This is a genomic window from Nocardioides cremeus (assembly GCF_030518195.1).
Classification (GTDB): Bacteria; Actinomycetota; Actinomycetes; order Propionibacteriales; family Nocardioidaceae; genus Nocardioides; species Nocardioides cremeus.
The window spans coordinates 147962-169450 of record NZ_JAULSC010000002.1; the positions used below are offsets into that span (position 1 = coordinate 147962).

Here is a 21489-nt window from a genome sequence, read left to right on the forward strand (position 1 = left end):
CCCGGTGCGTCGACGTCGATGATCACGCGCGCGGATGTAGCTCAATGGTAGAGCCCCAGTCTTCCAAACTGGCTACGCGGGTTCGATTCCCGTCATCCGCTCCAAGGAGCCCCCGGCGGCCTCGCGACGCGAGCCGGAGGGGGCGCTTTGGCGGGGCGTAGCGTAGTGGCTAGCGCGCCTGCTTTGGGAGCAGGAGACCGCAGGTTCGAGTCCTGTCGCCCCGACGTCACACCACGAACCACCTGTGCCGACACCACCACCGAACCATGAGGAGACACCCTGTGAAGAGCGCCGTCGAGACCTTGAGCCCGACCCGGGCCAAGCTGACCGTCGAGGTGCCCTTCGAGGAGCTCAAGCCGAGCCTCGACGCGGCCTACAAGGCGATCGCCCAGCAGATCAACGTCCCCGGGTTCCGCCGGGGCAAGGTGCCGCCGATGGTCATCGACCGTCAGGTCGGCCGGGGCGCGGTCCTCGACCAGGCCATCAACGACGCGCTGCCGAAGAAGTACGTGGAGGCGCTGCAGGAGAACTCGCTCGAGCCGCTCGCGCAGCCCGAGATCGAGGTGACCCGGCTCGAGGACAACGACCTCGTCGAGTTCACCGCCGAGGTCGACGTCAAGCCGCAGATCGACCTGCCGGCCTACGAGGGCCTCGAGGCCCAGGTCGAGGACATCGAGATCAGCGACGAGGACGTCGACGAGCAGGTCCAGTCGCTGCGTGAGCGCTTCGGCACCCTCGCCGACGTCGAGCGTCCCGCGGCCGAGGGCGACTTCGTCGTGCTCGACCTCAAGGCCATGAAGGACGGCGAGGTGCTCGAGGGCGCCGAGGTGACCGGCATGAGCTACCAGGTCGGCAAGGGCGGCATGATCGACGGCCTCGACGACGCGCTGGTCGGCATGAAGGCCGGCGACGACAAGACCTTCACCTCCCAGCTCGTCGGCGGCGACCTCGTCGGCGAGGAGGTCGAGGTGGCCGTCTCGGTCAGCCAGGTCCAGGAGCAGGAGCTGCCCGAGCTCGACGACGAGTTCGCCCAGCTGGCCTCCGAGTTCGACACCTCCGAGGAGCTCGTGGCCGACGTCCGCTCGCGCCTGGGCAACGGCAAGCGCCTCGAGCAGGCCGCCGAGGCCCGCGACGCGGTGCTCGAGGCCCTCCTCGAGAAGATCAGCGTCCCGCTGCCGGAGACCATGGTCACCGACGAGCTCAACGCGCGCCGCCAGAACATCGAGCAGCAGCTGATGATGGCCGGCATCACGATGGAGAAGTACCTCGAGGACGAGGAGCAGACCCAGGAGGAGTTCGAGGCCGAGCTCGACCGCCGGGTCCGCGACGCCGTCGCCGCGCAGTTCCTGCTCGACGAGATCGCGAAGAAGGAGGAGCTCGGCGTCGACCAGCAGGAGCTCTCCCAGCACCTGATCCGTCGCGCCCAGCAGTCCGGCCAGGACCCGCAGGAGTTCGCGAACCACATGTTCGAGCACAACCACATCCCCGAGCTGGTGCAGGAGATCCTGCGCGGCAAGGCGCTGGCGGTGCTGGTGGAGTCGGCGACCGTCAAGGACGCCTCGGGCAACGTGCTGGAGCTGAAGAACCTGCAGCCCGACGGCACCATCATGGAGCAGCCGGCCGAGCCCGCCGAGGCTGCCGAGCCCGCCGAGGCGGAGGCTGCCGAGCCGGCCGAGGCCGAGGACGACAGCGAGACCGAGGACGCCCAGGCCTGAGCCCGGCGCGATCCCGCCCACGACCCGCCCGAGCACTGCTCGGGCGGGTCGTGGCGTTCCGGGGCTCCATCGCCGCTGAGTGAACGGGCGTCCACTGAAGGCGCTAGGGTGGGCCCCATGACCACCGCCACCGGCCCCTCGGTGCTCGACCTCGCCTCGCTGGCCTGCGAGGTCGTCGACGGCCTGGTCGTGCGCAGCGTGCGCGACACCCACACCGCGTGGCTCGACCGCGTCCACGGCCTGGGACGCCGCCTCAGCGGCACCGGCCCGGGCGTCGTCGAGACGGCCCACCGCGGCATCGCCGGCGCCGTGTACGGCGGTCTGGGGCTGGGGCTGCGCACCGCGTCGCGGGGGCTCGACCGGGCGGCCGCGACCGGCGCCGGGCCGCGCCTCGAGGACTCGCCCCGGGGCCGGTTCGTCAGCGCGGCCGTCAACGGCCTGATCGGCGACCGGCTGCTGCGCGAACGACCGCAGATGGCGATCCCGACTGCGGTGCGCCTGGCCGGGCGCGACGTGGTGCCCGACGGCCCCGGGCTGGCGGGGGCCTTCCCCGACGCCACCGGGCGGGTCGTGGTGCTGCTGCACGGGCTGTGCGAGGACGAGTCCTACTGGGGCCACCACCGCGAGCGCACCGGCACGACGTACGCCGACGACCTGGCCGCTCTGGGGTGGACCCCGCTGCTGCTGCGCGCCAACACCGGCCTGTCGCTGCGTGAGAACGGCGCGGCCCTGACCGCGCTGCTGCAGCAGGTCGTCGACCACTGGCCCGTCGACGTCACCCGCATCGCCCTGGTGGGCCACTCGATGGGCGGGCTGGTGATGCGCGCCGCGGGTGCGGTGGCCGTGCAGCCGGACGGGGCGGGGGCGGGCTGGACCCGCCTGGTCAGCGACGTGGTCACGCTCGGCACCCCGCACCTGGGCGCGCCCGTGGCCCAGGGCATCGGGCACGGCAGCCGCGGGCTGTCGCTGCTGCCCGAGACCGCCGCCTTCGGGCGGCTGCTCGACTGGCGCTCGGTGGGTGTGCACGACCTGGTGGCCGGGCTGGCCGAGGACGTGCCGGCGCTGCCGCACGCGCGCTACCGGCTGGTGGCGGCGACGCTGAGCGCCGCCGAGCGGCACCCCGTGGGCCAGGTGGTCGGCGACCTGCTGGTGCGCCCGCCCTCGGCGTACGGGCGCGACCGGCGCGGCGGTGAGCTGTTCCCCGGCGCCACCGTGCTGCACGTCGGGCGCAGCGGCCACTTCGACCTGCTCAACCATCCCGAGGTGCTGGCAGCCCTCAGGGAGTGGCTGGACTGAGTGGCTGGACTGAGTGGCCGGACCGGGCAGCTGGACCGGACCGGTGCGGCGCCGGGATCCGCTGTCGGCGAACAGGGCGGGGTTGCTCGTGGAACTGTCCGTCGTTCGGGCTAGTGTCGGCGACGTGAACCAGAACTCCAGCTCCGCAGGCCGCGACACCGCCTCCGACCAGAGGATGGGTGGTGGTGCCGGGCTCAACGTCCTCGACGACCACATCTACCAGCGTCTGCTCCGGGAGCGGATCGTCTTCCTCGGCTCCGAGGTGCGCGACCAGAACGCCAACGCGATCTGCGCGCAGCTGCTGCTGCTCTCGGCAGAGGACCCCGAGGCCGACATCTTCCTGCACATCAACTCCCCGGGCGGGTCCGTGGACGCCGGCATGGCGATCTACGACACCATGAACTACATCCCCAACGACGTGGCCACGGTCGGCATGGGCCTGGCCGCCTCGATGGGCCAGTTCCTCCTGTGCGCCGGCACCAAGGGCAAGCGCTACGCCCTGCCGCACGCGCGGATCATGATGCACCAGCCCTCCTCGGGCATGGGCGGCTCGGCCTCGGACATCAAGATCCAGGCCCAGCAGTCGCTGCACATCAAGAAGGTGCTGCTCGACCTGATCGCCGAGCACACCGGCCAGCCGATCGACCAGGTCGTCGCCGACGCCGACCGCGACCGCTGGTTCACCGCCGACCAGGCCAAGGACTACGGCCTGGTCGACCAGGTCATCAAGAGCGCTCGCGAGGCGGCCGACGACGGCCGTCCGGCCCACACGAAGTGACGGGAGCACCGCACACCATGAACTACTACATCCCGCAGTGGGAGGAGCGCACCTCCTACGGCGTGCGCCGCATCGACCCCTACGCGAAGCTCTTCGAGGAGCGCATCATCTACCTCGGGACGCCGATCTCCGACGACGTCGCGAACGCGGTCATCGCCCAGCTGCTGTGCCTGCAGTCGATGAACCCCGACCAGGAGATCAGCATCTACATCAACAGCCCCGGTGGCTCGTTCACCGCGCTGACGGCGATCTACGACACGATGAACTTCATCAAGCCCGACGTGCGCACCGTGTGCCTGGGCCAGGCCGCCTCGGCGGCCGCGATCCTGCTGGCCGCGGGCACCCCCGGCAAGCGGATGGGCCTGCCCAACAGCCGGATCCTGATTCACCAGCCCTACACCGAGGGCACGTTCGGCCAGACCTCCGACATCGAGATCCAGGCCAACGAGATCATCCGGATGCGCGAGCTGCTCGAGAAGATGATCAGCGACCACTCCGGCCGTCCGGTCGAGGAGGTCAGCCGCGACATCGAGCGCGACAAGATCCTGACCGCCCAGCAGGCGGTCGAGTACGGCCTGATCGACTCGGTCCTGGAGTCGCTGAAGACGCCGGCCCTCGCCTGAGGGCCACACGACGAGGGTGTCTCCCCGCGTCCTCCCGCGCGAGGGGCGGCTCGGGGAGTACCTTCGTCCAGATCGTTGCAACACGGCTGCCCCCCGCCCGACGGGGGAGCGGCGCACCAAGAAGCACGACCCGGGCGCCCCTCGCGCCCGAGGTGATCGAGGAGGGTGACCCCGGTGGCACGGATCGGTGACGGCGGAGACCTGCTGAAGTGCTCGTTCTGCGGCAAGTCGCAGAAGCAGGTGAAGAAGCTCATCGCCGGACCCGGCGTCTACATCTGCGACGAGTGCATCGACCTGTGCAACGAGATCATCGAGGAGGAGCTCAGCGAGGGCACCGAGGTCGGCATGGGCGAGCTGCCCAAGCCGCGCGAGATCTTCGACTTCCTCAACTCCTACGTGATCGGCCAGGAGCAGGCCAAGAAGTCGCTGGCGGTGGCGGTCTACAACCACTACAAGCGCGTCCAGGCCGGTCTCGCGCCGGCCGGTGGCAAGCACGCCAAGGACGAGGTGGTCGAGGTCGCCAAGTCCAACATCCTGGTGATCGGGCCCACCGGCTGCGGCAAGACCTACCTGGCCCAGACGCTGGCCCGGATGCTCAACGTGCCGTTCGCCATCGCCGACGCCACGGCCCTGACCGAGGCCGGCTACGTCGGCGAGGACGTCGAGAACATCCTGCTCAAGCTGATCCAGGCCGCCGACTACGACGTCAAGAAGGCCGAGACCGGGATCATCTACATCGACGAGATCGACAAGGTGGCCCGCAAGTCGGAGAACCCCTCGATCACGCGCGACGTCTCCGGCGAGGGCGTGCAGCAGGCGCTGCTGAAGATCATCGAGGGCACCACCGCCTCGGTGCCGCCGCAGGGCGGGCGCAAGCACCCGCACCAGGAGTTCATCCAGATCGACACCACCAACATCCTCTTCGTGGTGGGCGGCGCGTTCGCGGGCCTGGAGCACATCATCGAGCAGCGGGTCGGCAAGAAGACCCTCGGCTTCACCGCCGAGGTCAAGAAGCAGTCCGAGAGCACCGAGGACGACCTGCTGGCGCTCGTGCGCCCCGAGGACCTCACGAAGTTCGGCCTGATCCCCGAGTTCATCGGCCGGCTCCCGCTCATCGCCAGCGTCTCCAAGCTCGACCGCCCGGCACTGGTGCAGATCCTCACCGAGCCGCGCAACGCGCTGGTCAAGCAGTACCAGAAGCTCTTCGAGATCGACGGTGTCGAGCTCGAGTTCAGCCCCGAGGCGATCGACGCGATCGCCGACAAGGCCATGGAGCGCGGCACCGGCGCGCGCGGTCTGCGCGCCATCATCGAGGAGGTCCTGCTCCAGGTGATGTACGAGGTGCCCTCGCGCGGCGACGTCGCCAAGGTGATCCTGTCGGCCGAGGTCGTCTCCGGCGAGGAGAGCCCCGAGCTGGTGCTGCGCGAGGCCGAGACGAAGAAGAAGAAGTCGGCCTGAGCGGCTCCGCCGCCCCCGCACCTGCACCAACGAGCAGCGCCCCGACCGGACCGGTCGGGGCGCTGCTTGCTCTGCAGGGTGTGCGGGGTGGCGGGCGCTCGCTCAGCCCTCGGCGACCGGGGCCAGCTCGGCATCGACGCTGATCTCGCCCGCCGACTCGTCGGCGGTGAAGAGCAGCTCGCCCACGATGCGCCCCGAGCGGCGCAGGTCGTCGGCGGCCTGCTCGGCCGCGCGCACCAGCGTCTCGGGGCCGCGCACCTCGACGCGGCCCAGCTCGGCGCGCATCGAGACCTTGGCCTGCGACTTGGCGCCGCGGATGCCCACCAGGGCCGCCGCGACGGCGTCGACCACGCCGGGGTCGGCCGCGGCCGCCGAGCCCAGGTCGATCTCGGTGGGCCAGCTGGCGCGGTGGATGGAACCCTCCTGCCACCACGACCAGACCTCCTCGGTCACGTAGGGCAGGAACGGGGCCAGCAGCCGCAGCTGGACCTGCAGCGCGATGGCCAGCGTGGCCTTCGCCGAGGCGGTGGCCGCGCCGCCGTCCTCGGCGTACGCGCGCTCCTTGACCAGCTCGAGGTAGTCGTCGCAGAACTCCCAGAAGAACTTCTCGACGCTCTCGAGGGCGCTGGTGTAGTCGTAGGCGTCGAAGGACTCGGTGGCCCTGCGCACCACCAGGGCCAGCCGGCCCAGCAGCGCGCAGTCGACCGGCTCGGAGACCTCGAAGGCGTTGCACGAGGTCGCGCCGACGTTGCCGAGCACGAACTTGGAGGCGTTGAGGACCTTCATGGCCAGGCGGCGCCCGACCTTCATCTGCGCCTCGTCGAAGGGCGAGTCGAGTCCCGGGCGGGCCATCGCGGCGCGCCAGCGCACCGCGTCGGCGCCGAACTTCTCGAGGATCTCGGTCGGCACGACCACGTTGCCCTTGGACTTCGACATCTTCTTGCGGTCGGGGTCGAGGATCCAGCCCGAGAGCATCGCGTGGGTCCACGGGGTGCGGCCGTGCTCGTGGTGGGCGCGCACCACGCGGCTGAAGAGCCAGGTGCGGATGATGTCGTGGCCCTGGGTGCACAGGTCCATCGGGAAGACCCGGTCGAAGAGGTCGGGGTCGTCCTCCCAGCCGCCGGCGATCTGCGGGGTCAGCGAGGAGGTGGCCCAGGTGTCCATCACGTCGGGGTCGCCGAGGAAGCCGCCGGGCTGGTTGCGCTGCGACTCGTCGTACCCGCGGGGGGCGTCGGTGGACGGGTCGACGGGCAGCTCGGCCTCGCTGGGCAGCAGCGGGTGCTCGTAGTCGGGCTCGCCCTCGGCGTCGAGGGGGTACCAGACCGGGAAGGGGATACCGAAGAAGCGCTGGCGCGAGATCAGCCAGTCGCCGTTGAGGCCGCCCACCCAGTTGTCGTAGCGGTGCTTCATGTGGGTGGGCAGCCAGGTGATCTCGTCGGCGCGGGCGAGCATCTCGTCGCGCAGGTCGCCGTCGCGCCCACCGTTGCGCAGGTACCACTGGCGGGTCGCGACGATCTCGAGCGGCTTGTCGCCCTTCTCGAAGAAGTTGGCCATCCGCTGCGTGGGCTTCGGCTCGCCCTCGAGGTCGCCGACCTCGCGCAGCATCGCGACCATCTCCTCGCGCGCCGAGAACGTCGTCTTGCCGGCCAGGCGCTGGTAGGACTCCTCGGCCGCGGTCAGCCAGGGCGGCGTCTCGCGGGTGAACCGGCCGTCGCGCCCGATCACGGTGCGCACCGGCAGGTCGAGCTCGCGCCACCAGGTGACGTCGGTGAGGTCGCCGAAGGTGCAGCACATGGCGATGCCGGCGCCCTTGTCCATCTCGGCGCCCGGGTGGGCCAGCACCGGGACCTCCACGCCGAAGACCGGCGAGGTCACCATGGTGCCGAAGAGCGGCTGGTAGCGCTCGTCGTCGGGGTGCGCGATCAGCGCCACGACGCTGGGGATCAGCTCGGGGCGGGTCGTCTCGATGTGCACCGGGGTGCCGTCGGGGGCGTGGTAGGCGACGCGGTGGTAGGCGCCGGCGTACTCACGCGCCTCGAGCTCGGCCTGCGCGACGGCGGTCTGGAAGGTGACGTCCCACAGCGTGGGCGCCTCCTGCAGGTAGGCCTCGCCGCGGGCGAAGTTGCGCAGGAACGCGCGCTGGCTGACGGTCTGCGCCTTCGGGCCGATGGTCGTGTAGTGCTGCGACCAGTCGACCGAGAGGCCCAGGGTGCGCCACAGCGACTCGAAGACCTCCTCGTCCTGCGCGACCAGCTCCTCGCACAGGGCGATGAAGTTGGGCCGGCTGACCGGCACCTGCTTCTTGGGGTCGGGCTTGGCCGGCGCGGTGAAGTCGGGGTCGTAGGGCAGCGAGGGGTCGCAGCGCACGCCGTAGTAGTTCTGCACCCGGCGCTCGGTGGGCAGGCCGTTGTCGTCCCAGCCCATCGGGTAGAAGACCGACTTGCCCTGCATGCGCTGGTAGCGCGCGACCAGGTCGGTGTGGGTGTAGGAGAAGACGTGGCCCACGTGCAGGCTGCCGCTGACGGTCGGCGGGGGAGTGTCGATGGAGTAGACGTTCTCCCGCGGCTGGGTGCGGTCGAAGGCGTAGGTGTCCTGCTCCTTCCAGCGCGCCGCCCAGGTCGACTCGAGACCCTCGAGCGCCGGCTTCTCCGGTACGACGAGGGCACGCGCGTCGGTGCTCGTCGTGTCGGTGGCCTGCTGCGTGGTCTCGGTCATGGGGGAATCCTATGAGTGGCGGCTCGAGGGGTGCGAACCCGCATCGTGCCCGAAACCGGCGTGCGGTCCCCGCCGGGCAGCGCCTAGCGTGCGCCTGGTGACGTCCTACCTCTTCGAGAGCACCACCGACCCCGCGGTCTTCCTGGACCGTGCCGGGGCCCACCTGGCGCTCGAGCCGGTGCTCGCCACGGTGCTCGCCGGCTCCGCCCACGGGGTGCTGGAGGGCGGGTCGGCGCGACCCGCGCACCCGCAGTGGTGGGTCAGCGTGCTGGCCGGTCGTCGCGCGGAGGTGGTGGGGACCGCGATGCGCACCGCGCCCTTCCGGCCCTACCCGATGTGGGTGCACCAGATGCCCGACGACGCCGCGGTCGCGCTGGCCCGCTGGGTGCACGAGCGCGGCGACGACGTCACCGCCGCCAACGGCGCGCTGCCCGCCGTGCGCGTCTTCATGGACGAGCTGGCCCGGCTGCGCGGCGCGGCGGCGTACGTGCACGAGCACCTGCGGCTCTTCGAGCTGCGCCGGCTCGTGGAGCCCCGGGCCACGCGGGGTGCGGCCCGGGTCACCGTGCCGTCGGACCTCGACCTGCTCACCGGCTGGGCGGCGGCGTTCTCGGTCGACGCCGACGAGCAGGCCGGTCGCCCGCCCGAGCCCCTCGAGCACCTCGACCGGGAGTGGACCCGTGAGCGGCTCGAGCAGGGTCTGCTGTGGGTCTGGGAGGTCGACGGCGTGCCGGTGCACTTCAGCGCCCGCTCCCCGGCGCGGTTCGGTGTGGCCCGCATCGGTCCCGTCTACACCCCCGGCGAGCACCGCGGGCACGGCTACGCCAGCGCCCTGGTGGCGCACCTGAGCCGCGGCGTGCTCGACGAGGGCGCGCGGCCCACCCTCTTCACCGACCAGGCCAACCCGGTCTCCAACCGGATCTACCAGGCGCTGGGTTACGAGGCGGTCACCGACACCGCGAACCTGCGGCTCACCACACCAGCACCGGCTTGACGACCCGGCCGGCCAGCACGTCCTCGACCGCCTCGCCGATCTGCTCGAAGGAGTAGGTGGTGACCAGGGCGTCGAGGTCGAAGCGGCCGGCCTCGCGCAGCGCTAGCAGCCGGGGGACCATCTCCAGCGGGTCGGAGTCGCCCTCGATCGACGACATCACCCGCTTGCCGCCGTGCAGCAGGTCGATGGCGTCGAGCTGGTACTCCTCGGGGCCGAGCCCGAGCGCCACCAGGGTGCCGCGCGGGGCGAGGGCCTGCTGGGCCTGCTTGACCACGACCGGCAGCGCCGTGGTGTCGATGGCGTACGTCGACCCCGCGCCGCCGGTGAGCTCCTTGACCCGGGCGACCACCTGGGCCGGTTCCAGCCCGCTCGCGTCGACCGGGGTCGCCCCGAGCCGCTCGGCCTGGGCGAGCCGGTCGGCCACGAGGTCGACGGCCAGCACGGTGGTGACCCCCTCGGCCACCGCGGCCGCCACGGCGGCGAGCCCCACGGCGCCGGCGCCGTACACCGCCAGGGACTCGGAGGGGGCGGGGCGCAGCACGTTGAGCACGGTGCCGGCGCCGGTCTGGAAGCCGCAGCCGTAGGGCGCGGCGATGCGCAGGTCGAGCGCGGGGTCGACCACGACGCAGTTGTCGGCGTGGGCGAGGGCGTGCCGAGCGAGGCTGGACTGGCCGAAGAAGGAGCCGAAGACCGGGGCGCCGTCGCCGGCGGTCATCGTGGTCGAGCCGTCGGCGCGCATGCCCATGTAGTTGAGCAGCAGCGTCTGCTCGCAGTAGCCCACGTCGCCGGCCTTGCACGCCGCGCACTCGCGGCAGGAGCGGAAGGAGAGCACCACGTGGTCGCCCACCGTGATGCCCTCGACCAACGAGCCCACCGCCTCGACGACGCCGGCGCCCTCGTGGCCGAAGACGTGGGGGAACATCTCGGGCGGCAGGAAGTGGCGCATCGTCAGGTCGGTGTGGCACAGCCCGGTGGCCACGATCCGCACCAGCACCTCGTCGTCGCGAGGCTCGTCGATCTCGACCTCCGCGAGCTCGAACGTGCCGCCCTGCTCGGCGACCAACGCCACTGTCGTCCTCATGCGCAGAACTAGAACGTGTTACAGACTCGGGGTCAAGCGGGTCACGTCCCTAGACTGGACCGGACATGAGTGATGCATCCGCCCTGCCAGACGACGAGACCGTCGTGCCCCGCGCCGCCGAGACCTTCAGCGAGGTCGAGGACGCCCTGCTCTCGCGCTGGCCCGAGACCCGCCTCGAGCCCTCGCTGGAGCGCATCGAGGCGTTCCTCGAGCTGCTCGGCGACCCGCAGCGCTCCTTCCGGATGGTCCACCTGACCGGCACCAACGGCAAGACGTCGACCTCGCGGATGATCGACGCGCTGCTGCGCGCCCTCGAGCTGCGCACCGGGCGCTTCACCAGCCCGCACGTGGAGACGATGAACGAGCGGATCAGCGTCGACGGCGAGCCGCTCGACGACGAGGCCTTCGTGCGCGCCTTCAACGACGTGGCGCCCTACACGCACCTGGTCGACGAGGACCAGACCCACCCGCTGTCGTTCTTCGAGACCGTGGTCGGCATGGCCTACGCCGCCTTCGCCGACGCCCCGGTCGACGTGGCGGTGGTCGAGGTCGGCATGGGCGGCTCGTGGGACGCCACCAACGTCGCCGACGCCGACGTGGCCGTGGTGCTGCCGGTCGCGGTCGACCACGCCCGCTACCTCGGCGGCACCGTCGAGGCGATCGCCCACGAGAAGGCCGGCATCATCAAGGCCGGCTCGACCGTGGTGATGGCCCAGCAGGAGGCCGAGGCCGGCGCGGTGCTGATGGCGCGCGCCACCGAGGTCGGCGCCACCGTGGCCCGCGAGGGCCTGGAGTTCGGCGTGGTCTCGCGCACGCCCGCCGTCGGCGGGCAGATGCTCTCGCTGCAGGGCCTGCGGGCGCGCTACGACGACGTGTTCCTGCCGCTCTACGGCGCCCACCAGGCCCAGAACGCCGCCGTCGCGCTGGCCGCGGTCGAGGCGTTCGCGGCATCCGGTCCCGACGCCCAGGCGCTCGACGCCGAGCTCGTGCGCGCCGCCTTCGCCGACGTGACCTCGCCGGCCCGGCTCGAGGTCGTGCGCCGCAGCCCCACCGTCGTGCTCGACGCCGCCCACAACCCCCACGGCGCCGAGGCCGTCGGCGCCGCCCTCGAGGACTCCTTCACCTTCGAGCCGCTGATCGGCGTGCTCGGCGTGATGGGCGACAAGGACGCCGAGGGCCTGCTGGTCGCGCTCGAGCCGCACCTGGCCCACGTCGTGTGCACCCAGAACAGCACCGACCGGGCGATGCCGGCCGCCGAGCTGGGCGCCGCCGCCGTGGAGGTGTTCGGCGAGGACCGCGTCACCGTCATCGACCGGCTCCTCGACGCGATCGACGCCGCCGCCGCGCTCGCCGAGGCGGGCGAGACCGTGGGATCCTCGATCGGGTCGGGGGCGGTGCTGGTCACCGGCTCGGTGGTCACTGCTGGCGAGGCCCGCACGCTGCTGACCCGCGGCCGCCGCGCCCCCGGCACCCCCCGCGAGGAGGACCACGAGTGAGCCGCTCGCCCCGCCGCGGCATGTGCGCGGCGATCCTCTCGCTCGAGGCGATCACCCTCGGCCTCACCACGCCGGTGCTGATCTCGTTGACCGACGTGCCCACCGGGCTCGCCCTCCTGATCGGCCTCGGCCTGGCCGTGGTGTGCCTGCTGCTGGCCGGCATGCTGCGCTCCGAGTGGGCCTACACCGCCGGCTGGGTGGTGCAGGGCGCCGCGATCGCGCTGGGCCTGGTGATCCCGATGATGTTCTTCCTGGGTGGCGTCTTCGCCCTGCTCTGGGGCACCGCGGTCTTCCTGGGGCGCAAGATCGAGAGCGAGCGGGCCGCCGCCTACGCGGCGTACGAGGCGGAGCAGGGGTAGGTCCGTGCCCGTGCGGTTTCCCCGGGTACCCGGGGAAACCGTTCGAGTGACCCCGCAGGCTTGCCCGAGGGGTCCGTGGCGGTGCCGGGAGGGTCACTCGGGTACGTCGGCCCCCAGGACCACCCTGATGGCCTCCAGGGCCAGGTCGAGCTCGGCGTCGGTGCAGCCCCCGAAGCCCAGCACCAGCCCGCTGCGCCTGGTCGAGCGGCAGTAGTCGTCGAGCAGCGGTACGTCGAAGCCCGCCGCGAGCGCTGCGTCCCGGGCCCGGCGGGCCGTGTCCGTCGGCAGCGGGACCGTGGCGTACATCCCGGCCACGGGTCCGTCGAGGTGCGCGCCCAGGACCTCGACCACCCGCGCGGCCCGGGCCGCGTAGGTGCGGCGCGCCGAGCGGACCACGCGGTCGACGTACCCCTCGCGCAGCAGGGAGAGGTAGGCCCGCTGCACCGGCCAGGGGGCGGCGTCGTGGGTGCGCGCCCGCTGCGCGTCGATGCGGGCGCCGAGGCCGGCCGGTGGCACCAGCCAGCCCAGGCGCAGGCTGGGGGAGACCGACTTGCTCGTGGTGCCCAGGTAGGCGACGCGCTCGCGGTCGAGGCTGGCCAGCGCCGGGATCGGCGCCACGTCGTAGCGGAACTCCGAGTCGTAGTCGTCCTCGACGAGCACCGCCCCGGCCTCGCCGGCCGCGGCCAGCAGCGCCAGCCGCTCGGCTCCCGGCATGGTGCGCCCGAGCGGGTGCTGGTGGGCCGGGGTGACGTACGCCGCCGCGAGAGCACGCAGGTCGGCCCCGGCCGCGCCGGGCGGCAGGTCGACGACCCGGCGCCCGGCGGCCTCGACCGTGGCGACGGCCGCGCGGTAGCCGGGGTCCTCCACCCCCACCGGCCCAGGTGCCAGCGCGCCCAGCAGGTGGCGCAGCCCGTCGGTGGTGCCGACCGTGACCCGCACGTCGTCGGCGTCGACGACGAGCCCCCGGGTGCGGGCCAGGCGTGCCGCGATCTCGGCGCGCAGCTCGGGCAGGCCCCGCGGGTCGTCGTACCCGGATGGCGGGGTGGCGGCCGCGACGTCGCGCCAGGCGCGGCGCCACAGCGCCCGGTGGCGCGGGTCGATCCACGGCGTGCCGGTGTCGAGGCGCACGGGCTGCCCGCCTGCCGCCGCGGGGGCGCGCGGTCGGCGCGGGGGTGGGGCGCCCGCACCGCTGCGACCCGCGGCCACGAAGGTGCCGGCGCCGTGCCTACCCTCGAGCCACCCCTCGGCCACCAGCTGCGCCCAGGCCTGCTCGACGACGCTGCGGGCCACGCCGAGCTCGGCGGCCAGCGCGCGGCTGCTGGGCAGCCGCTCGCCGGGGCGCAGCCGACCGTCGGTGACGCGGTCGCGGACCGCGTCGGCCAGCTGGACGCCCAACGGGCCGGGGGCGGAGCGGTCGAGGTGCAGGGCGAGCGAGGTCATCGGTAGTGGCCTGTCGAAGTCGGTGGCAAGTGGCCCTCGAGCGCGGGCCACTTCGCAACCACGATGGTCGCATGCCCAGCGCACCGCTCTCACCCACCGACCGCACCACCGCCACCCGCGGCCGGCACCGCATGGTCGACGACCGGGCAGCCCTGCACGCCCTGCTCGACGAGGCGCTGGTCGCCCACCTGGGTCTCGTCGTCGGGTCCGGCGCCGAGGCCCACCCCCTCGTCCTGCCCACGGCGTACGCCGCCGACCCGGGCGGCCCCGACGACGGCGGCTCGCTCTACCTGCACGGCTCGGTCGCCGCCGGCTGGCTGGCTCCGGTGCTCGCAGGCGAGGTCTGCGTGACCATCACCGTGCTCGACGGGCTGGTCGCGGCGCGCTCGGGCTTCCACCACTCCATGAACTACCGCAGCGCCGTGGTGGTCGGGCGGCCACGGCTCGTCGACGACGAGACCGAGCGCGCCCGGGCGCTCGACCTGGTGGTCGACCAGGTGGTGCCCGGACGCTCGGCCACGCTGCGCCCGCACACCCGCAAGGAGCTGGCTGCCACCGTGGTGCTGGCCCTCCCGCTCGCCGAGGCGTCCCTCAAGGTCCGCGGCGGTGGCCCCGTCGACGACGAGGCCGACGTCGAGGCGGGCGTGTGGGGAGGCCACGTCCCGCTGCGGCTGGTGGCCGGCGAGCCGGTCGCCGACGCCGACGCGCGCGACGTGGCGGTGCCGTCCGACGTGGCCGCACGAGCGACGGCGCTCGGGGCTCGGTAGGGTCGCGGCCATGACCGAGCGCACCCTTGCCCTGATCAAGCCCGACGGCGTCCGCCGCGGCCTCACCGGCGAGATCGTGCGCCGCATCGAGGCCAAGGGCTACACCCTGGTCCGCCTCGAGCTGCGCGAGGCCACCCCCGAGCTGCTCGCCGAGCACTACGAGGAGCACCAGGGCAAGCCGTTCTACGAGCCCCTCGTCGAGTTCATGCTCTCCGGCCCGGTCGTGGCGATGGTGCTCGAGGGCGAGCGCTGCATCGAGGGCTTCCGCTCGCTGGCCGGCGCCACCGACCCGACCGCCGCCGCCCCCGGCACCATCCGCGGCGACCTGGGCCGCGACTGGGGCCTGAAGGTGCAGCAGAACCTGGTGCACGGCTCGGACGCCCCCGAGACCGCCGAGCGCGAGATCGGCATCTGGTTCCCCACCTCCTGACGCCGACCCGGCCCGAACTTCGCCCTGACCCGGCCCGAACTTCCCACTGACCCGGCCCGAACCCACCACGGTGGGTCCGGGCCGGCTCGGCGGGAGATCTGGGCCGGGTCAGTGCGACATTGGGGACGGGTCAGCGGGGGATCTGGGCCGGGTCGCGAGTGGGCGGGGTGCGTGTGACTCGTGTGGCGCGTGGTGCCTCGGCGTGGCGTCCGGGATCTGTGGTAGGCGCTCCTTAGGCTCAGGACCGGGTCGTGCCGGGATCGTGCGCGCGGGGCGGCCTACCTTCCCCGGTCAGCACTCGCGCACGAGGGACCACGAGGCGCACCTGCCATGGCGAACAGCTTCTTCGGCCGCGACATGGCCGTCGACCTCGGCACCGCCAACACGCTGGTCTACGCCCGCGGTCGCGGCGTGCTGCTCGACGAGCCCAGCGTGGTCGCCCTGAACTCGACCACCGGCGAGATCCTCGCGGTGGGCCACGAGGCCAAGCGGATGATCGGTCGCACGCCCGACAACATCACCGCCATCCGCCCGCTCAAGGACGGCGTGATCGCCGACTTCGAGGCGACCGAGCAGATGCTGCGCTACTTCATCCAGCAGGTGCACCGGCGCAGCGTCTTCGCCAAGCCCCGCATGGTCATCTGCGTGCCCTCCGGCATCACCGCCGTCGAGCAGCGCGCGGTCAAGGAGGCCGGCTACCAGGCGGGTGCACGACGCGTCTACATCGTCGAGGAGCCGATGGCCGCCGCGATCGGCGCCGGCCTGCCGGTGCACCAGGCCACCGGCAACATGGTCGTCGACGTCGGCGGCGGCACCACCGAGGTGGCCGTGATCAGCCTCGGCGGCATCGTGACCAGCCTGTCGATCCGCACCGCCGGCGACGACCTCGACGCCGCGATCGTGGCGTGGATGAAGAAGGAGTACTCGCTGATGCTCGGCGAGCGCACCGCCGAGGAGGTCAAGATGACCCTCGGCTCGGCGTTCCCGCTGCCCGACGAGCCGGAGGCCGAGATCCGCGGCCGCGACATGGTCTCCGGGCTGCCGCGCACCGTCGTGGTCTCCAGCGCCGAGGTCCGCCAGGCCCTCGAGGAGCCGCTGCACGCCATCGTCGACGCGGTGCGCACCACCCTCGACCAGACCCCGCCCGAGCTGGCCGGCGACATCATGGACCGCGGCATCGTGCTCACCGGCGGCGGCGCGCTGCTGCGCGGCCTCGACGAGCGCCTGCGCCACGAGACCGGCATGCCCGTGCACGTGGCCCCCGACCCGCTGAGCTCGGTGGCCCTGGGCGCCGGCAAGTGCGTCGAGGAGTTCGAGGCGCTGCAGCAGGTGCTCGTCACCGATCCGAGGCGCTACTGATGGCCCTGCTCGACCGCGTCGGCACCGCCCGCCGCGCCCCCGGTACGCCGCGCGAGGAGCAGCCGGTGCGCCCCGGGCGACCCGGCCGCTCGCGGCGTACCCGCTCGCTGATGTCGCGCCACGAGCGCCGTGAGCGCCGGTGGGGCCACGAGGGCGGCACCGGCGCCGAGCCGCCCCGGGCCTCGCGCTCGCTGCTGGTCGCGCTGCTGCTGGCCAGCGCCACGGTGACCACCCTCGACCTGGCCACCGGCGAGGACTCCCCGCTCGACCCGGTGCGCGGGGTGCTCGCCGACACCATGGGGCCCGCGCAGGGCGCGGCGACGGCCGTGGTGCGGCCCTTCACCGCGATCGGTGGCTGGTTCGAGAGCAACGGCTCGCTGCGCGACGAGGTCGCGACGCTCGAGGCCGAGAACTCCGCGCTGCGCTCGGAGCTGAACACCTCCGCCTACGACCGCAACCGCCTCGCCGAGTACGACGGCCTGACCAGCGTCGCCGCCGACCTCGGCTACTCCCTGGTGCCCTCGCGGGTCGTCGGGGTCGGCCCGGCGCAGTCGTTCTCGAGCACCGTGACCATCGACGCCGGCACCGACGCGGGCGTGCAGCCCGACATGACCGTGGTCAACAACGACGGCCTCGTCGGGCGGGTGCTGAGCGCCGGTCGCTCCACCGCCACCGTGCTGCTGCTCGTCGACCCCGAGGCGACCGTCGGGGCCCGGGTGGGCGACTCGATGGAGATGGGCTTCCTCAGCGGGCGCGGCGTGATCGGCGACGAGGGCCGCCTCGACCTCGAGCTGGTCGACGACTCCTCGGTGCCCGCGCGCGCCGACAGCGTGGTGACCTGGGGCAGCGACGGCGGGGCGCCGTACCTGGCCGGCATCCCGATCGGCCGCGTCACCAAGGTCTACTCCTCGCTGCGCGAGACCGCGCAGCGCGCGGTGATCGACCCGTACGTCGACTTCGGCGCGCTCGACCTCGTCGGCGTGGTCGTGCCCACCGGCACCCGCAGCGACCGCGGCATCATCGGTGCCGACGGCGAGATCGCCGGTGGTGGACGGTGAGCGCGGTGCGCGGCGTCGTGGCGGCCGTGGCCGTCGCGCTCGCGCTGGTGCTGCAGGTCTCCGTCTTCGGCCCGCTGGCCTGGGAGGGCGTCGTGCCCAACCTGTGCCTGCTCGTCGTGGTGGCCGGGGCGCTGACCCGCGGGCCCCAGTTCGCGATGGTCCTGGGCTTCGGGGCCGGGCTGCTGCTCGACCTCGCGCCGCCCGCCGACCACGTCGCCGGCCGCTGGGCGCTGGCCCTGCTGCTGGTGGGCTACCTCGTCGGTCGCGTGCGGCCGGAGTCGCGGCCCACGGCCACCACCGTGGTCGCCACCGTCGCCGGTGCCTCCTTCGTCGGCACCTCGGTCTTCGCGCTGAGCGGCGTGCTGCTCTCCGACCCGGTGGTGGGGGTGGGGGAGACCCTCTCGGTGCTGGCGGTCTCGCTGGTCTGGGACGTGCTGCTGACCCCCTTCGTGCTGCCCCCGCTGATGGCGCTCTTCCGCCGCCTCGAACCCGCCCACGCCCTATGAGCCGCCCTATGAGCCACTCCGTGAACAGTCCTGTGAGGTCCAGCTGATGCGTGCTCCCACCCGCGGCGAGGAGGCGACCGGCACCCGCCGTTCGCGCCTGCGGATCGTGGTGATCCAGGCCCTGGTGCTCTCGCTGTTCGCGACCCTGCTGGTGCGGCTGTACTACCTGCAGGTCGTCACCGGCGAGGAGTACACCGCCCAGGCCGCCTCGCAGTCGGTGCGCGACATCGTCGTGCAGCCCCAGCGCGGGCTCATCGTCGACGACATGGGCCGGCCCCTGGTCACCAACCGCACCGCGTGGGTCGTCTCCGTCGACCGCACCCTGCTGGGCAGGATGGGCGGGCGCGACCGGCGCGAGGTCCTCGACCGGGTCGCGACCGTCACCGGCGAGGAGCGCGGCACGCTCGAGAAGCGCCTGGTCACCTGCGGCGACGAGGGGTCGGTCAGCGGCACCTGCTGGAACGGTTCGCCCTACCAGCCGGTCCCCGTGGCCACCGACGTCGAGCGCGGGGTCGCGCTGAAGATCCTCGAGCAGCCCGAGGACTACCCCGCGGTGCTGGCCGAGCAGCAGACCGTGCGCGCCTACCCGCGCCCCTACGGCGTCAACCTGGCCCACGTGCTGGGCTACCTCAGCCCGATCACCGAGGACGAGCTCGACCAGGCCGAGTCCGACGGCGACGCCAGCGTCAACGGCGCCTCCTCCGTGGGCCGCGCCGGTGTCGAGAAGGAGTACGACGCGTGGTTGCGCGGCATGCCCGGCTACCAGTCCGTGGCGGTCGACTCGATGGGCCGCGTGCTGGGCGAGGACAGCGAGACCCAGGCCCGCCCCGGCGACACCCTGGTCACCTCGATCGACGCCCGCGTGCAGAGCGTGGTCGAGGAGCAGCTCGCCGAGACCATCAGGACCGCGCGCGCCACCACCGACACCGTGACCGGGCGCAAGTACGCCGCCGACTCCGGCGCCGCGATCGTGCTCGAGGCCGACACCGGCCGGGTCGTGGCGATGGCCAGCCAGCCGACGTACGACCCGGAGGTCTGGGTGGGCGGGATCTCCGACAAGGAGCTGGCCCGCCTCTACTCCGAGGCCGCCGGCACCCCGCTGCTGGGCCGCGCCACCCAGGGCCAGTTCGCGCCCGGCTCGACGTGGAAGCCGTTCATGACCGCCGGCGCGCTGAGCAACGGCTACGACACCGACACGGTGCTCGACTGCTCCTCGGCGTTCCGGGTCGGCAACCGCGACTTCAAGAACTACGAGTCCGGCGCCTACGGCTCGATCTCCTTCGCCAAGGCGCTCGAGGTCTCCTGCAACACCTTCTTCTACCGCATCGGCTACGACTACTGGCGCCGCCTGGGCTCCGACGTCGACGACGTCGACGCGAAGGACCCGCTGGTCGAGGAGGCCAAGGACTGGGGCTTCGGCGAGGAGACCGGCATCGACCTGCCCGGCGAGGCCGCCGGGCGGATCGCCGACCGGCAGTGGAAGCGCGACTACTACGAGTCGATGAAGGGCTACTACTGCGGCATCTCGAAGAAGCCGCAGGACGCCGACACCTCCGACTTCGTCTACAAGTTCGCCCGCGAGTTCTGCATCGAGGGCTACGCCTACCGCGCCGGTGACGCGGTGAACTTCGCCATCGGCCAGGGCGACACGATCGTCACGCCGCTGCAGCTGGCCCGGGCCTACGGCGCGATCGCCAACGGCGGCACCCTCTACGAGCCGCGGGTGGCCAAGGCCGTCGTGGGCCCCGACGGCAAGGTGCTGCGGCGCATCGACCCCGAGGTGCAGGGCACCGTCGACCTGCCCGAGAAGACCTTCGGCTACATCGACCAGGCGCTGGCCGGGGTGACCCGCCAGGGCACGATGTCGTGGCGGATGATCGGCTTCCCGCTCGAGGAGGTCCCGATCCGCTCCAAGACCGGCTCGGCCGAGGTCTACGGCAAGCAGTCGACGTCGTGGGTGGCCTCCTACTCCGAGGACTACGTCGTGGTGATGATGGTCAGCCAGGGCGGCACCGGCTCGGGCACCTCGGGCCCGGCGATCCGCACCATCTGGGAGACGCTGTACGGCGTCGAGGGCGACCGGGTGCGGCCCGCGCAGGCCGCGATCCCCGGCACCGTCCCCCCGACCAGGCTGCCCACGTTCACCCGCGACGGCTCGGTGCTGCCGCCGGCCAGGACCCCGTCGAAGGACGCCCGGTGAGCGCCGGCGTACGCCTGCGCACGCCCGGCGGGACCCGGCCGCGGCTGCGCTGGAAGGGCCTCGACTGGGTGCTGCTGGGCGCGGTGCTCGCGCTGGTGGTCGTCGGCACCCTGCTCGTGTGGTCGGCGACCTCGACGCGCGACGACCTGACCGGCGGCAACCCGCGCGCCTACCTCGAGAAGCAGCTGTTCAACATCTCGGTGGGGCTGCTGCTGATGGCCGCCGTGGTGGTCGCCGACCACCGCTGGGTGCGGGTCGCGGCGCCGGTGGTCTACCTGGCCTCGGTGGTGGGGCTGGTGCTGGTGCTGGTGATGGGCTCGACCATCAACGGCTCGCGCTCGTGGCTGATGGTGGGCGGGATGTCGGTGCAGCCGGCCGAGTTCGCCAAGCTGGCCGTCATCATCGGGATGAGCCTGGTGCTGGCGCACCGGGCGGCCGGGCGCTGGCGGCCCCAGGTGGGGCTGGTCGAGGTGGTGCTGATGCTGCTGATCGCGGCCGTGCCCGCGGTGCTGATCCTGCTCCAGCCCGACCTCGGCACGATGCTGGTGCTGACCGCCACCGTGGTGGGCGTGCTCGCCGTCTCGGGAGCCCCGCGGCGCTGGCTGGCCGTGCTCGGCGCCGGCGGCGTGACCGCGGCCGTGGTGGCCGTGGCGGCCGGGGTGCTCAAGGACTACCAGGTCGACCGCTTCCTGGCCTTCACCAACCCCGACCTCGACCCCCGCGGCGCCGGCTACAACGTCGAGCAGGCCCGGGTCGCGGTCGGGAACGGCGGCCTCTTCGGCCAGGGCCTCTTCAGCGGCTCGCAGACCCGCTCGGGCTTCGTGCCCGAGCAGCACACCGACTTCGTCTTCACCGTGGCCGGCGAGGAGCTCGGCCTGCTGGGCGCCGGGCTCGTGGTGGTGCTGCTGGGCGTGGTCATCTGGCGCGCCCTGGCGATCGCCACCCGCACCGAGGACGTCTTCGGCCGGGTCGCGGCCGCCGGCATCGCCTGCTGGTTCGGCTTCCAGGCCTTCCAGAACGTCGGGATGTGCCTGGGCATCATGCCGGTCACCGGCGTGCCGCTGCCCTTCGTGTCGTACGGCGGCTCGTCGATGTTCGCCGGCCTGGTCGCGGTCGGGCTGCTGCAGAACATCCACCTGCGCGCCACCGAGCCCGCCCCCCGCCGCTACTCCGCGCCCCGGGTGCTGGTCACCGCGCGCTGAGCGCCCTCGCGC

General features: G+C 72.8%; 18 protein-coding genes and 2 tRNA genes. 17 read left to right on the top strand and 3 right to left on the bottom strand.

The genetic code is table 11. From position 1 onward, the window contains the following. Positions 1-30 precede the first annotated feature (30 nt). From QWJ41_RS03660 to clpX, 7 genes are all read left to right on the top strand, one after another. Positions 31-104 (top strand) — tRNA-Gly (locus QWJ41_RS03660). Positions 105-151: 47 nt separating this feature from the next. Further along, positions 152-224, top strand: a tRNA-Pro gene (locus QWJ41_RS03665). A 57-nt stretch (positions 225-281) separates the two neighbouring features. Then, a complete protein-coding gene (gene tig / locus QWJ41_RS03670) occupies positions 282-1715 on the top strand; it encodes a trigger factor (RefSeq protein WP_302705812.1) in 1434 nt (477 codons plus the stop codon). A gap of 117 nt (positions 1716-1832) precedes the next feature. Continuing rightward, positions 1833-3011 (top strand): PGAP1-like alpha/beta domain-containing protein, encoded by a 1179-nt coding sequence (locus QWJ41_RS03675; RefSeq protein ID WP_302705813.1) that lies wholly within the window; start codon positions 1833-1835, stop codon positions 3009-3011. A gap of 175 nt (positions 3012-3186) precedes the next feature. Beyond that, the gene (locus QWJ41_RS03680) at positions 3187-3789 is read left to right on the top strand and encodes an ATP-dependent Clp protease proteolytic subunit (protein WP_302705943.1); all 603 of its coding nucleotides are present in this window, start codon (positions 3187-3189) and stop codon (positions 3787-3789) included. A gap of 17 nt (positions 3790-3806) precedes the next feature. Next, positions 3807-4412, top strand: a complete 606-nt coding sequence (locus tag QWJ41_RS03685; RefSeq protein ID WP_302705814.1) for an ATP-dependent Clp protease proteolytic subunit — start codon at positions 3807-3809, stop codon at positions 4410-4412. A gap of 174 nt (positions 4413-4586) precedes the next feature. Beyond that, positions 4587-5870 (top strand): ATP-dependent Clp protease ATP-binding subunit ClpX, encoded by a 1284-nt coding sequence (clpX, locus tag QWJ41_RS03690; RefSeq protein ID WP_302705815.1) that lies wholly within the window; start codon positions 4587-4589, stop codon positions 5868-5870. Between the two features lie 102 nt (positions 5871-5972). Here the strand turns inward: clpX and valS are convergent, their stop codons facing one another. Further along, a complete protein-coding gene (valS, locus tag QWJ41_RS03695; protein ID WP_302705816.1) occupies positions 5973-8585 on the bottom strand; it encodes a valine--tRNA ligase in 2613 nt (870 codons plus the stop codon). A 97-nt stretch (positions 8586-8682) separates the two neighbouring features. Between valS and QWJ41_RS03700 the strand changes: the two genes are divergently transcribed. After that, positions 8683-9579: a GNAT family N-acetyltransferase gene (locus tag QWJ41_RS03700; protein ID WP_302705817.1), complete on the top strand. Its 897-nt coding sequence runs from the start codon at positions 8683-8685 to the stop codon at positions 9577-9579. On the opposite strand, the gene QWJ41_RS03705 is transcribed toward QWJ41_RS03700, so the two are convergent. Further along, positions 9557-10660 (bottom strand): NAD(P)-dependent alcohol dehydrogenase, encoded by a 1104-nt coding sequence (locus tag QWJ41_RS03705; RefSeq protein WP_302705818.1) that lies wholly within the window; start codon positions 10658-10660, stop codon positions 9557-9559. The genes QWJ41_RS03700 and QWJ41_RS03705 overlap by 23 nt on opposite strands. A gap of 65 nt (positions 10661-10725) precedes the next feature. Between QWJ41_RS03705 and folC the strand changes: the two genes are divergently transcribed. Both folC and QWJ41_RS03715 read left to right on the top strand, forming a co-directional pair. Then, positions 10726-12156, top strand: coding sequence for a bifunctional tetrahydrofolate synthase/dihydrofolate synthase (gene folC, locus QWJ41_RS03710; RefSeq protein WP_302705819.1), 1431 nt, complete (start codon positions 10726-10728; stop codon positions 12154-12156). Beyond that, positions 12153-12515: a DUF4233 domain-containing protein gene (locus QWJ41_RS03715; RefSeq protein ID WP_302705820.1), complete on the top strand. Its 363-nt coding sequence runs from the start codon at positions 12153-12155 to the stop codon at positions 12513-12515. The genes folC and QWJ41_RS03715 overlap by 4 nt, the downstream gene beginning before the upstream one ends. Positions 12516-12608: 93 nt before the next feature. Here QWJ41_RS03715 and pdxR read toward each other — a convergent pair whose 3' ends face one another. Next, entirely contained in the window at positions 12609-13955 is a 1347-nt protein-coding gene (pdxR, locus tag QWJ41_RS03720) for a MocR-like pyridoxine biosynthesis transcription factor PdxR (protein WP_302705821.1), read from the bottom strand. Positions 13956-14026: 71 nt separating this feature from the next. On the opposite strand from pdxR, the gene QWJ41_RS03725 reads away from it, so the two are divergent. From QWJ41_RS03725 to rodA, 7 genes are all read left to right on the top strand, one after another. Continuing rightward, positions 14027-14722 (top strand): pyridoxamine 5'-phosphate oxidase family protein, encoded by a 696-nt coding sequence (locus QWJ41_RS03725; RefSeq protein WP_302705822.1) that lies wholly within the window; start codon positions 14027-14029, stop codon positions 14720-14722. Positions 14723-14732: 10 nt separating this feature from the next. Further along, complete coding sequence (gene ndk / locus QWJ41_RS03730) at positions 14733-15152, top strand: nucleoside-diphosphate kinase (protein ID WP_302705823.1); 420 nt, start codon at positions 14733-14735, stop codon at positions 15150-15152. Between the two features lie 330 nt (positions 15153-15482). Then, entirely contained in the window at positions 15483-16511 is a 1029-nt protein-coding gene (locus QWJ41_RS03735; protein ID WP_302705824.1) for a rod shape-determining protein, read from the top strand. Further along, positions 16511-17569: a rod shape-determining protein MreC gene (mreC, locus tag QWJ41_RS03740; protein WP_302705825.1), complete on the top strand. Its 1059-nt coding sequence runs from the start codon at positions 16511-16513 to the stop codon at positions 17567-17569. Before QWJ41_RS03735 ends, mreC begins: the two co-directional genes overlap by 1 nt. Then, entirely contained in the window at positions 17566-18075 is a 510-nt protein-coding gene (gene mreD / locus QWJ41_RS03745; RefSeq protein ID WP_302705826.1) for a rod shape-determining protein MreD, read from the top strand. Before mreC ends, mreD begins: the two co-directional genes overlap by 4 nt. Positions 18076-18121: 46 nt before the next feature. After that, a complete protein-coding gene (gene mrdA / locus QWJ41_RS03750; protein ID WP_302705827.1) occupies positions 18122-20275 on the top strand; it encodes a penicillin-binding protein 2 in 2154 nt (717 codons plus the stop codon). After that, on the top strand, positions 20272-21477 hold the full coding sequence (gene rodA / locus QWJ41_RS03755) for a rod shape-determining protein RodA (RefSeq protein WP_302705828.1): 1206 nt from the start codon (positions 20272-20274) through the stop codon (positions 21475-21477). The genes mrdA and rodA overlap by 4 nt, the downstream gene beginning before the upstream one ends. Positions 21478-21489: the final 12 nt, after the last annotated feature.